The sequence below is a fragment of the Halomonas sp. DP1Y21-3 genome, assembly GCF_019801245.1.
Taxonomy (GTDB): domain Bacteria; phylum Pseudomonadota; class Gammaproteobacteria; order Pseudomonadales; family Halomonadaceae; genus Halomonas; species Halomonas litopenaei.
The window spans coordinates 756,022-768,086 of the sequence record NZ_JAHVJM010000001.1 but is presented as its reverse complement, the minus strand read 5'-3'; the positions used below and the strand labels follow the sequence as shown (position 1 = coordinate 768,086).

Genomic DNA, 12,065 nt, shown 5'->3' with positions numbered 1-12,065 from the left:
AATTCTCCCGAAGTTACTCGATGATATCGCCGCGCAGCAGATACTTGCAGACGGCAATGGTGCTGATGAAGCCGAGCAGCGCGATCAGCAGCGCGGCTTCGAAGTAGGTCTTGGAGTTGAGCCACACTCCCATCAGGATGATCAGGGCGATGGAGTTCACGTACATGGTATCCAGCGCCAGGATCCTGTCGGGCATGTCCGGGCCCACGGTCAGGCGAAACAGGTTCAGCAGCAGCGCCAGGCAGACCAGCGCCAAACTGATGGTCAAGGCGGTGTCTAGCATTCGAAGATCTCCTTCAGCGGCTGCTCGTAGCGTTCGCGGATGGTGCGGATCAGGGTCTGTTCGTCACGCACGTCCAGAGCGTGGATCAGCAGCGTCTTGCCGTCCATGCGCAGGTTGGCCGACACCGTTCCTGGGGTCAGGGTGATGGTGCTGGCCAGCAGGGTGATGGTGAATCGCTCCTCGAGCATCAGCGGATACTCGACGAAGTGGGGCCGAGTGCGGCGCCAGGGATTGATGATGATCCAGGCCACCTGCATGTTGGCCACCACGATGTCACCGATCACCCGGAAGAAGAAGCGCAGCAGTTTCCAGGGCTTCTTTACACCGGGCTGCATGTCCCAGAAGGGGTAGGTCAGCCAGGGGATGAGCACGGCCAGAAAGCCGCCAAGCAGCAGGTGACCGACCGAGACCGTGTTGACCAGCAACAGCCACACGACCAGCAGCAGCAGGCTGAGCAGCGGTGTCGGCAGTAGTGAGCGAGTGCGTCGGTTCATTGGGCGTCTCCCTGATCGATCAGAACGGCCTGAATCATCGGTTGCGGGTCGCTCAACTGTTCTGCCGTGGCCTCGGTGTAGCCGGCCAGGGGGCCGGCCAGGATCACCAGCAACGGCGATGATGCCAGCAGCCAGCCGGTGCCCGCCCACTGCCAGGGGGACAGCGAATCGCCGTCATCGCTGGCCTGGCTGCGCCAGAACAGGGTGGACCCTGCCCGCGACAGCGCCACAATGGCGCACAGGCCGGTGGCCAGCAGCAGAGGCCAGAACCAGAGACGTTGGGCGCTGTCGCCGGCGTTCATCAGCATGACCTTGCCCAGCGCCCCGGACAGCGGAGGCAGGCCCGCCACCGCCATGGACCCGATCAGAAACATCAGGCCCAGCGCCGTGGCGTTGCGCGGTATCCGGCCGCGCACCAGGCGGGTACCGGCCTTGCCACGTTGGACGCCGATCATGTCCGCCAGCAGGAACAGCCCGCCGGTGACCAGGGTGGTGTGCACCAGATAGAACAGGAGGCCCGACACCGCCTCGGGGGAGCGCATGCCGACGCCGGCGAGCAGGGTGCCCACCGATACCAGCACCAGATAGGCCACCAGCAGACGCAGGTCGCGGGCGGCCAGCACGCCGACACCAGCAATCGCCAGGGTGCCGAGCGACAGCCACCACACCCAGCTCTGCTCAAGCGCCTCCAGGGGGCCTGCCTGGTCGCCGAAGACCAGCCAGTAGACCCGCAGGATGGCGTAGACGCCGATCTTGGTCATCACCGCAAACAGGGCGGCCACCGGCGGCGGCGCGCTGGCGTAGGCCCGCGGGAGCCAGAAATACAGTGGCAGTACCGCCGCCTTGAGGCCAAATACCACCAGCAGCAGCAGAGCGCCGGCGACGACCATGCCCTGACGCTCTCCCGGCAGCTGACTCACCGCCTGGGCCATGTCCGCCATGTTGAGGGTGCCGGTAGCCCCGTACAGCAGCCCCACGGCGAACAGGAACAGCGCCGATCCGGCCAGGTTGAGCACGGCGTAGTGCACCGCCGACTGGATGCGCGCCTTGCCACCACCGTGGACCAGCAGGGCGTAGGAGGCCAGCAGCAGCACCTCGAAGAACACGAACAGGTTGAACAGGTCGCCGGTCAGGAAGGCGCCGTTGATTCCCATCAGCTGCAGCTGGAACAGGCCGTGGAAGTTGCTGCCCTTCTCGTCGTCGCCGCCGCAGGCGAACAGCACCGCACCAACCGCCAGCATCGAGGTCACGAACAGCATCAGCGCCGATAGCCGGTCCAGCACCATGATGATGCCGAAGGGCGGCTGCCAGTTGCCCAGGGCGTAGTACTGGATCTCGCCGCTGGCCGCCTGGCGCAGCAGCATCACGCTGATCACCAGCAGCGCCAGGGTGGTGGCAAGGCCGAGACCACGCTTGAGCGTGGCATTGCCGAATCGGGTCAGCAGCAGCGCCACCGCTGCTGCCAGCGGCAGCACGATGGGCATCACGATCAGGTGGGACATCAGCGTCGCTCCTCCTTGTCCTCGGCCTTGCGCCCGTCCACGTGGTCATTGCCCATGTCGCCCCGTGCACGCATCGCCAGGATCACCGCGAAGGCGGTCATGGCGAAGCCAATGACGATGGCGGTCAGCACCAGCGCCTGGGGCAGCGGATCGCTGTAGTCGCTCTTGCCGTCGATGATGGCGGAACCACCGGTGGTCAGTCCGCCCATGGAGAACAGAAAGAGGTTGGTGGCGTAGGAGAGCAGCGTCAGACCGACCACCACTGGGAAGGTTCGGCCGCGCAGCATCAGATACAGGCCACTGGCGGCGAGCACGCCGGTCGTTATGGCATAGAGCATTTCCATGTCACACGGTCTCCTTGCCGTCGGGGGTGGGGTCGTCGGTGCGGTGCAGGCCGCGTTCCGTCGCGTCATGGTCTTCCTTGGCCGGACGGTGGGGGGTGGTCACCTTGCCCAGGTTGGCCAGGATCATCAGGGTCGCACCGACCACCGCCAGATAGACACCGAGATCGAACAGCATCGCGGTGGCCAGTTCGATATCGCCGATCAGCGGGATATGGAAATGGCCGAAGGACGAGGTCAGGAAGGGTGCGCCGAACAGCCAGCTGCCGAAGCCAGTCAGGGCGGCGACACCGACGCCGAGGATCGCCACCGGCTGGTAGGGGAAGTCGAGACGCTTCTGGGTCCAGGCAACGCCCCGGGCCATGTACACCAGGATCAATCCCACCGCGGTGATCAGGCCGGCGATAAAGCCGCCACCGGGCTGGTTGTGGCCACGCAGGAAGATGAACACCGACACCAGCAGTGCCAGCGGCAGTACCGTCTGGGAGATGGTGGTCAGAATCATCGGGTAGCGGTCCGGTGCCCAGATGCGTCCCTCGCTGTCGCTGTGAGGCATGAACAGGCGCAGACGGTTGAGCAGCTTGAAGATGGCGAGACCGGCGATCGCCAGCACCGTGATCTCGCCCAGGGTGTCGAAGCCACGGAAGTCGACCAGGATGACATTGACCACATTGTGGCCGCCGCCGCCGGGCACGCTGTTGTCGAGGAAGAAGTCCGAGATGCTTTCGGTGTCGCGGGTCAGCACGGTGTAGTTGAGTCCGGCGATCACCCCGCCCAGACCGGTACACAGCACCAGGTCGCGCAGCGCCCGCGCCGGGGTGGATTCCCGAGGGGTCTTCTGGGGCAGGAAGAACAGCGCCAGCATCAGCAGGATCATGGTGACCACCTCGACCGATAGCTGGGTCAACGCCAGGTCCGGTGCCGAGAAGCGGGCAAAGGTCAGCGATACCAGCAGGCCCACCACCGACAGCATCAGCAGCGAGATCAGACGATGGCGATGGGTAATGGCGGTGCCAATGCCGGTGAACACCAGCAGCAGGGCGCCGACCAGCAGCACGCTGTCCACCGGTTGGTTGCCCTTGGCCCCGGTCAGGGTATCCATCTGGGCCAGACCGATGGCGCCGACCACCAGGGAGGCGGTCAGCAGCAGGGTCATGAAGCGCTGCAGCGAGCCGTTGTCGACGCATTCGGTGATGCGCTCGGCGCGATCGCCGATGCACTGGATGACACCCTCGAAGATACGGCTGGCATCACGCGGCGGGAAGTCCCGCACGAACTGGCGAATCTTGCGATGCAGGATATAGGTGATGACGCCGGCGACCAGTGCCACCGCGCTCATCGCCAGCGGCAGGTTGAAGCCGTGCCACAGGGCCAGGTGGAACTCCAGCGGCTCGAGCAGCACCGCCTCGACCGCAGGCGCCATCAGCCAGGTGGCCATCAGCGCCGGGAACAGGCCGACCAGGATACACAGCACTGCCAACAGCTCCGCCGGAGCCCGCATCAGATGGGGCGGCTCGTGCGGCGTCTTGGGCGGCGCGTGGCGCGGAGGGGAGAAGAACACCGCGTGGACCAGCCGCGCGGAGTAGGCCACCGACAGCACGCCGCCAATGGTGGCCAGTACCGGCAGCACCAGGCTGAGGCCACCGAAGGCGTGGGTCTCGAGGGCCTCGGTGAAGAACATTTCCTTGGAGATGAAGCCATTGAACAGCGGCACGCCCGCCATGGCGGCGCCGGTGATGCTCATCACCACGCAGGTGACCGGCATCGCCTTGGCCAGTTTGCCCAGCCGGGCCAGGTCGCGGGTGCCGGCCTCATGGTCGATGATCCCCGAACACATGAACAGTGCGGCCTTGAAGGTGGCGTGGTTGAGGATATGAAACAGCGCCGCCAGGACCGCCATGGGACTGCCGATGCCCAGCAGTACGGTGATCAGGCCCAGATGGCTGACGGTGGAGAACGCCAGGATACCCTTGAGATCCGCCTTGATCAGAGCAAACCAGGCGGCATACACCATGGTGACGATACCGATCACGGTCACGATGGCCGACCACAGCTCGCTGCCGGCGATGGCGGGATGCAGGCGCGCCATCAGGAAGATCCCCGCCTTGACCATGGTGGCGGAGTGCAGGTACGCAGACACCGGAGTCGGTGCCGCCATGGCATGGGGAAGCCAGAAGTGGAACGGGAACTGGGCGGACTTGGCGAAGGCGCCGAGCAGCACCAGGACCAGCATCAGCGGGTAGCGCGGGTCGGCCAGGATCGTCTCGCCGCTTTCCAGCACCACCTGCATGTCGAGACTGCCGACGATATCGCCCAGCAGCAGAAAGCCCGCCAGCAGGGCGAGGCCACCGGCGCCGGTGACCGTCATCGCCATGCGCGCGCCCTTGCGCGCCTCCGAGCGGTGTGACCAGAAACCGATCAGCAGGAAGGATGACAGGCTGGTCAACTCCCAGAAGAACCACAGCACCAGCAGGTTGTCGGCCATGGCGATGCCCACCATGGAGGCCATGAACAGGATCAGGTAGGCGTAAAAGCGGGCGTAGTTCTCGCTGGGGTCGAGATAGTAGTGGGCGTACAGGATGATCAGCAGGCCGATGCCCAGGATCAGCACATTGAACAGCAGTGACAGGCCATCGAGGCGAAAGGCCAGGTCCAGCCCCAGTTGGGGCACCCAGCTCAGGGAGACCCGAGGGATATCCCCGGCACCCAGGGCGGGTAGCTGGGCCAGGGTCATGGCCAGGGCAATGGCGGGAAGGACCGCCGTGGCGAGGGTGCAAAGAGGGCGGCCTCTAGATCCGGTCAATGCGGGGACCAGCACACCGAGAAGGGGGAGCAAGGGAATCCATAGCAAAGTCATCTGTCGGTCATCCTGCCTGTCCTTGAACGTGGTGAGCGCCGCGATGGTCTGAAAACACGAGCCCTCACAATGCCTTGGCCTACCGCCAGGGGTGTTGATCAGCTCACCCTGAAGCGCCGACCCACTTTACCCGAAAGATGGACGGACCGCTGCCCCGTGCGGATTCAACGTGATAGCCGTAGGCGCTCTAAAAATTGTACATGTAGTGTACAAGGCCTATATATTATCGCTATGCAGTAGGGCAATGCCTCCGTCGGTAGCGCACGATCTGTGCCCACGGGGCGCGTGCCGCGAATCCTCAGGCCTGTCGGGAGCGTGACATGGAAACAGAGCTGGTGTGGTTGCGTGGGGAACTGCGGCTGGCCGACAACCCCTTGCTGGACATCGCGCCCTCGGTCAGCGAGCGCCTGGTGGTGTTCGTGATCGACGAGGCGCTGCTTGATGGCACATCGGCAGACGGCGTGGCCGGTATCGGCGCTCGTCGGCTGCGCTTTCTGTGGCAGTGTCTCAAGGAGTTGCGTGGGACGCTGTTGAAGAAGGGTAGCGACCTGCTGGTGGCGGTGGACGAGCCGGTATCGCTGGTCGCCCGGCTGGCCGAGCAGTATCAGGTGACACGGGTGGTGGCCAGCGAGGCAGCAGGCGGGGACGACCAGCTTGAGCGACTGGCACGCTGCCTGCCAAGGCAGTGTCGACTGGAGCGTCGTGGTACGGGCACGCTGTGGACGTCGCAGACGTTGCCGATGACGTTGGATGAGGTACCGGCAAGCTGGTCGGCTTTCCGGCGTCGCCTCGGCGAGGCGTCTCCTCGAAGTCACAGCCGTCCGGCCCCGGCGACGCAGCCGGCGTGGCCGGAACGAGCGCCGCGCGGACTGCCCTCGTTGCAGCGATTGTCACGCGAAGCGGACGCCTTGAACGACGTGCCCGACAGCGCCGGGCTTGCCTTTGTCGGCGGTGAAGCGCCCGCCTGGCAGCGTCTCGACGACGTCGTGTGGGAGTCCGATTTGCTGGCGACCTATCAGCAGACGCGCAATGGTTTGATCGGCGCTGGCTTTTCGTCCCGTCTATCGCCCTGGCTGGCGCTTGGCTGTGTGTCGGCGACCCAGGTCCTCGAAGCACTGAGAGAATGGGAAGACCGGCGGGGTGCCAACGCATCATCTCGCCACTTCTATCACGAGTTGTTATGGCGCGAGTACTTCCACTGGGTGGCACGCCAGGAAGGCAAAGCGCTGTTCGGCGATCCCCCATCATCGCCGGGGCAGGCATTCGAGTGCTGGCGCCTGGGCGCTACCGGGCAGCCGCTGATCGATGCAGCCATGCGTGAGTTGTCGGTCAGCGGCTGGCTCTCCAATCGAGCGCGTCAGCTCGTTGCCAGCTACCTGGTGCACGATCTCGGGGAGGACTGGCGCCACGGCGCCGCCTGGTTCGAACGCTGTCTGATCGACCATGACGTTGCCAGCAACTGGGGCAACTGGAAGTACATCGCAGGAGTGGGCCGCAACGCCAAACCCAGGATCTTCGATATCGACGAACAGAGCCGGCGCTACGACCCCGATGAACGCTATGTCCGCCACTGGAACGAGGTGAGCTTGCAGCCGTCTTCCTACGAGGCAATGGGGCATTGAGGCACCGGTGTATGGAAGGACGAGCGATGCCCAGTTCACCACGTTGTTCGACCTCCCGTATGAGGTCTCTTGCCCCTGCGGGTGGCTCTCACCTTGGTGGTAGTGGTGCCACATCTTGCGATGCTCTGGTGTCCTGACTGGCTGGTATGACAGCGGGTCCTGGGTCATCATGCCCGCATATTGATCGCCAAGGATTGCTTCATCATGCTGACCCGATTGTTCCCCGCCCTTCTCGTGGTGACCCTGGCCGGTTGCCAGAGTACCTCCGCCGCCCCCTCCGGCGATGCCGCGGCCGGTACCAATGCCAGTGCTGGTGCAAGCGTCACCGCCAGCGCCAGTGGCGAAGCGTCTGGGCAGGCCGCCCCTGCCGCCGCTGCAGTCGAGCCCCAGAGCTTCGATCAGTGGCTGGCCGGCTTTCGTGATCAGGCGCGTGCAGAAGGCATCAGCGAAGCGACCCTGGCGCGCGCGCTGGATGGCCTGCGCTACCGTCCCCGGGTGATCGAACTCGACGGCTCTCAGCCGGAGTTCGTGCGCCCGATCTGGCAATACCTGGATACCGCGGTCTCCAACGCCAGGGTGACCCAGGGGCGTGACAAGCTCGCCGCCAATCGCTCCGCGGCCGACCGCGCCGAGGCCGACTACGGTGTGCCCGCCGAGGTCCTTACCGCCATCTGGGGTATCGAGAGCAACTACGGCCAGAACTTCGGTGACTTCTCGACCCTGGAGGCACTGGCGACCCTGGCCTATGACGGTCGGCGCCGAGACTTTGCACGCGGTGAACTGATGGCAGCGCTCGAGATCATCGACGCCGGCGATATCACACCGCAGCGCATGAAGGGCTCCTGGGCGGGGGCGATGGGCCACACCCAGTTCATTCCTTCCAGTTTCGTGGCCTACGCCAAGGACGGAGACGGCGACGGTCGCCGTGATATCTGGGCGAGTATCCCCGACGTCATGGCGTCGACTGCCAACTATCTGGATCGTGCCGGTTGGCGTCAGGGCGAGCCCTGGGGTGTCGAGGTGCAACTGCCGTCCGGGTTCGACTACGCCCAGACCGAGCTCGATACCCGCAAGAGCGCTTCGGCTTGGGCCGGCCTGGGTGTGAGCCCGCTGGGCGGTGGCGATCTGCCGGCCTTCGATGAGGCGTCGGTGATCACTCCGGCCGGCGCGCGTGGTCCTGCTTTCCTGGTGGGACCGAACTTCCGCGCCATCCTGCGCTACAACAACGCCACCAGCTACGCCCTGGCGGTGGCCTCGCTGAGCGACCGTATCGCCGGGCGCGCCGGCATCGAGGGTGGCTGGCCGCGTGACGAGCAACCGCTCTCTCGTACTCAGGTGAAGACGCTGCAGTCGCGGCTTCAGGCGCTTGGCTACGAGGTGGGAACCCCGGACGGCATCATGGGTCCCAATACCCGGGCAGGGTTGCGCGCCTGGCAGCGCGACCAGGGGCTGGTGCCCGACGGTTTCGCCACGCTCAACCTGCTCGAACGCCTGAGCCACTGAGCGATCAATCAGCCCTGAAAACATCAAGGCGGCCCCTGACTCAGGGGCCTGACGTATCGGCGTCCGGCGGGACGCCCTCCACATGGAAATGGCACGATGACTCTCTGGAATCGATGGCTGTCGGGCCCCGCCCGACTGATGGCGCTGGCGGCGCTACCCCTGTGCATGGCGCCGGCCGGCGGCGCCCTGGCCGATGACGGCCCTGACGTCTTTGGCTGGGTCGAGATGGCGACCCTGGAGCCCTGGGACGTCGAAGTGAAGGCAAAGCTGGACAGCGGCGCGCTGACGTCTTCGCTGGATGCCCGGGATATCGAGCGCTTCGACAAGGAAGGCGAACCCTGGGTGCGTTTCGCCCTCGAGCTCGAGGACGAGGAGACTGGCGAGACCTTCAAGAAGCAGCTCGAACGCCCGCTCTATCGCGATATGACGGTGCGCGGGGCCGGCGGTCGCGACGAGCGCCTGGTGGTGTTGATGGAGGTGTGCATGGGGGACACCATCCACGAGGAGCAGTTCAGCCTGCGCAACCGGGAAGAGATGAACTACCCGATGCTGCTGGGGCGCCGTACCATCGGTGAGCTCGGGCTGCTGGACGTGCGCGAGACCTTCATGATCGAGCCGAGTTGCGACGAGAACTCTCCGGTCATCGAGCATGAGGGAGAGGGCGAGTACGGCACCAACAAGGATGACGGTGCCGATGACGAGGACAGCGAGAGCTGATACGTCGATGGCACCGCTGGTGTGGTCTACAGGGTTGGCCTAGAAGAGCCTGGACAGTAGCGCGGTCACCGCGGTTTCCACCCGCAGGATGCGCTCGCCCAGGTGGATGCCCTCGCAGCCTGCCGCCAGCATCTGTTCCACCTCCCATTCGATGAAGCCGCCCTCGGGGCCGACCAGCAGGGTCACAGGCTCGGTCAGGCCTCGAGGGCAGGCAGTCGCCATCCCGGGGTGCGCCAACAGGCCCCGCCGTCCTTCCAGCAGGGACGGCAGACGGTCCTCGACGAAGGGCCGAAAGCCCCGCGCCGTGTCCACCACCGGCAGCGCAGTATCGCGGGCCTGCTCCAGGCCAAGCACCAGGTGCTGGTGGATCTTGGCGGGATCGAGTTCGGGGGACTGCCAGTAGCTCTTCTCCACCCTGCGGCTATGCAGCAACGTGATGCGCTTCACCCCCAGCGCGGTGGCATGCTCTATGCTTCTTGCCAGCATGCGTGGGCGAGGCAGCGCCAGCACCAGGTGCACCGGCAGCGCCGCGGGCGGAGCCTGATCGAGCCCGGAAACGTCGAAGCAGGCCTCATCGTCCGTCAGCGACACGAGCTGACCGCGGCCCAGCGGGCCGTTCTCCAGTCCCAGGGTCATCACGTCGCCCTGGCGGGCGCGGTGGACCTGGCGCAGGTGGGCCAGGCGCCGGGGGTCGCGGACCCGTGCCAACCCGGCGTCATCGACGTCGTTCCGGGTGAGAAGTATCAGATTCATGGAGCCTCGAGTACCGGTTTGTCTTGCAAGGGCCGTGTCGCGGTGCAAAATGGATGCGAACGAAGCCGAGGATCTGCAGCTGCAGTCCCTGGGCTTCCCACGAACAAAGGAGCAGCGCCGTGCGCGTGATTCGCAAGTATGCCAATCGCCGGCTCTATGATACCGAACAGAGCCGCTATGTAACGCTCGAGGATCTACGAAGCCTGATTCTCGAGGAAGTGCCTTTCCGTGTGGAAGATGCCAAGAGTGGCGAGGACCTGACGCGTACCATTCTGCTGTCGATCATAATCGAGCAGGAGCAGGCCGACAGCGACGCCGAGGTGTTCTCCAATGACCTGCTGCAACAGCTGATTCGGGTGTACGCCATGTCTCAGCCGCTGCCCCTGGCGCGCTACCTGGAGCAGGGCACCCGGTTGATGATGGAGCAGCAGAAGAAGATGCAGGATCAGTGGCAGCAGGCCATGCGGCATTCGCCGATGGAGCTGATGCGCGAGCTGGCCGAGGAAAACATGCGTTTCTGGCAGAACACCATCAGCCAGGGCGGAACCAGCCAGGGCGGGACCACCAAGGACGACGACGAGCGTTCCTCCTGACCCTCCCACGCCCGGCTCTGATGGAGAGAGGCCAGGAGGGCGAGAGCGGGCTTTTTCTGCCATAATGCCGCCTCATTTGGTACTCGAAAGGTAGTTGAGCGGATGAAGGTCCTGATCATCGGCGGCGGTGGCCGCGAACATGCCCTGGCCTGGAAGGTCGCCCAGTCGTCCAGCGTCTCCTCGGTCTTCGTGGCGCCAGGCAATGCCGGCACCGCACGGGAGGCGGGACTGACCAACGTCGATATCGCGGTATCCGACCTCGACGGGCTGGTGGACTTTGCCCGGCGCGAGAGCGTCGGCCTGACCATCGTGGGCCCCGAGGCGCCGCTGGTCGAGGGAGTGGTGGATCGTTTTCGTGATGCCGGGCTCGCGATCTTCGGCCCGACCCAGGGCGCTGCCCAGCTCGAGGGATCCAAGTCCTTTACCAAGGACTTTCTGGCTCGCCACGCCATTCCCACCGCTGACTACAGCACCTTCACCGCCGTGGAACCGGCGCTGGCCTATCTGCGGGACAAGGGCGCACCCATCGTCATCAAGGCCGACGGCCTGGCGGCGGGCAAGGGCGTCATCGTGGCCATGACCGAGGCCGAGGCCGAGGCGGCGGTTCGCGACATGCTCGAAGACAACGCCTTCGGTGATGCCGGTGCGCGTGTCGTGATCGAGGAATTCCTCGAAGGTGAGGAAGCCAGCTTTATCGTCATGGTGGATGGCGAGTCCATTGTGCCCATGGCCACCAGCCAGGACCACAAGCGGGTGGGCGAGGGCGACACCGGCCCCAACACCGGTGGCATGGGCGCCTATTCGCCGGCACCGGTGGTCACCGACATCGTCTACCAGCGCATCATGGACGAGGTGATTCGCCCCACGGTGCGTGGCATGGCCGACGAAGGGCATCCTTATACCGGCTTCCTCTACGCCGGGCTGATGATCACCGACGCGGGTGAACCCAAGGTGATCGAGTACAACTGCCGCTTCGGCGACCCCGAAACCCAGCCGATCATGATGCGTCTGCAGAGCGATCTGGCCGAGCTGTGTCTGGCCGGCGCCGAGGGTCGCCTGTCCGGTCACGATTGCCGCTGGGACCCGCGTCCGGCCATCGGTGTGGTGATGGCCGCCGAAGGCTACCCCGGCAGCTACCGCAAGGGCGACGTGATCAGCGGAGGCGACAGTGCCGAGGCCCTGGGCGTCAAGGTCTTCCACGCCGGCACCGCGGAAAAGGATGGCCAGGTGGTCACCTCCGGCGGACGAGTGTTGTGCGTGACCGCCCTCGGTCAGGATCTTGGCGAGGCTCGGGAGCTGGCCTACCGCGGGGTCAAGACGGTGAGTTTCGAAGGCGCCTTCTGGCGTTCGGACATCGCCCACCGCGCCATGGCCCGGCAGTCCTGATCGTCGGGTACCGG

Annotated in this window: 11 protein-coding genes; 5 read left to right on the top strand and 6 right to left on the bottom strand. The window is 65.3% G+C overall.

The genetic code is table 11. The annotated features are described in order from the left end of the window. Window positions 1–13 precede the first annotated feature (13 nt). Genes KUV74_RS03270 through KUV74_RS03250 form a run of 5 tightly spaced genes read right to left on the bottom strand, consistent with a single transcriptional unit; the run spans window position 14 to window position 5,477 of the window. Complete coding sequence (locus KUV74_RS03270; protein WP_045992130.1) at window positions 14–283, bottom strand: K+/H+ antiporter subunit F; 270 nt, start codon at window positions 281–283, stop codon at window positions 14–16. Continuing rightward, window positions 277–777 (bottom strand): Na+/H+ antiporter subunit E, encoded by a 501-nt coding sequence (locus KUV74_RS03265; protein ID WP_045992129.1) that lies wholly within the window; start codon window positions 775–777, stop codon window positions 277–279. The genes KUV74_RS03270 and KUV74_RS03265 overlap by 7 nt, the downstream gene beginning before the upstream one ends. Beyond that, window positions 774–2,282 (bottom strand): monovalent cation/H+ antiporter subunit D, encoded by a 1,509-nt coding sequence (locus KUV74_RS03260; protein WP_108448056.1) that lies wholly within the window; start codon window positions 2,280–2,282, stop codon window positions 774–776. The genes KUV74_RS03265 and KUV74_RS03260 overlap by 4 nt, the downstream gene beginning before the upstream one ends. Then, window positions 2,279–2,623 carry a Na+/H+ antiporter subunit C gene (locus KUV74_RS03255; RefSeq protein ID WP_045992127.1) on the bottom strand — a complete coding sequence of 115 codons (345 nt, stop codon included), beginning with the start codon at window positions 2,621–2,623 and terminating at the stop codon, window positions 2,279–2,281. Before KUV74_RS03255 ends, KUV74_RS03260 begins: the two co-directional genes overlap by 4 nt. 1 nt (window position 2,624) lies before the next feature. Then, window positions 2,625–5,477 (bottom strand): monovalent cation/H+ antiporter subunit A, encoded by a 2,853-nt coding sequence (locus KUV74_RS03250; protein WP_222515622.1) that lies wholly within the window; start codon window positions 5,475–5,477, stop codon window positions 2,625–2,627. A gap of 320 nt (window positions 5,478–5,797) precedes the next feature. Between KUV74_RS03250 and KUV74_RS03245 the strand changes: the two genes are divergently transcribed. From KUV74_RS03245 to KUV74_RS03235, 3 genes are all read left to right on the top strand, one after another. After that, window positions 5,798–7,099, top strand: a complete 1,302-nt coding sequence (locus KUV74_RS03245; RefSeq protein WP_222515621.1) for a DASH family cryptochrome — start codon at window positions 5,798–5,800, stop codon at window positions 7,097–7,099. 204 nt (window positions 7,100–7,303) lie between these two features. Next, the gene (locus KUV74_RS03240) at window positions 7,304–8,602 is read left to right on the top strand and encodes a lytic murein transglycosylase (protein WP_124802764.1); all 1,299 of its coding nucleotides are present in this window, start codon (window positions 7,304–7,306) and stop codon (window positions 8,600–8,602) included. Between the two features lie 138 nt (window positions 8,603–8,740). Further along, window positions 8,741–9,319, top strand: a complete 579-nt coding sequence (locus KUV74_RS03235; RefSeq protein WP_045992177.1) for an ATP-dependent zinc protease — start codon at window positions 8,741–8,743, stop codon at window positions 9,317–9,319. A 39-nt stretch (window positions 9,320–9,358) separates the two neighbouring features. Here KUV74_RS03235 and KUV74_RS03230 read toward each other — a convergent pair whose 3' ends face one another. After that, window positions 9,359–10,072, bottom strand: a complete 714-nt coding sequence (locus KUV74_RS03230; RefSeq protein ID WP_045992123.1) for a 16S rRNA (uracil(1498)-N(3))-methyltransferase — start codon at window positions 10,070–10,072, stop codon at window positions 9,359–9,361. Between the two features lie 119 nt (window positions 10,073–10,191). Here KUV74_RS03230 and phaR point away from each other — a divergent pair, with 119 nt between their 5' ends. Both phaR and purD read left to right on the top strand, forming a co-directional pair. After that, entirely contained in the window at window positions 10,192–10,665 is a 474-nt protein-coding gene (gene phaR, locus KUV74_RS03225; RefSeq protein ID WP_045992122.1) for a polyhydroxyalkanoate synthesis repressor PhaR, read from the top strand. 102 nt (window positions 10,666–10,767) lie between these two features. Further along, the gene (gene purD, locus KUV74_RS03220; RefSeq protein WP_222515620.1) at window positions 10,768–12,051 is read left to right on the top strand and encodes a phosphoribosylamine--glycine ligase; all 1,284 of its coding nucleotides are present in this window, start codon (window positions 10,768–10,770) and stop codon (window positions 12,049–12,051) included. The last annotated feature ends 14 nt before the right edge of the window (window positions 12,052–12,065 follow it).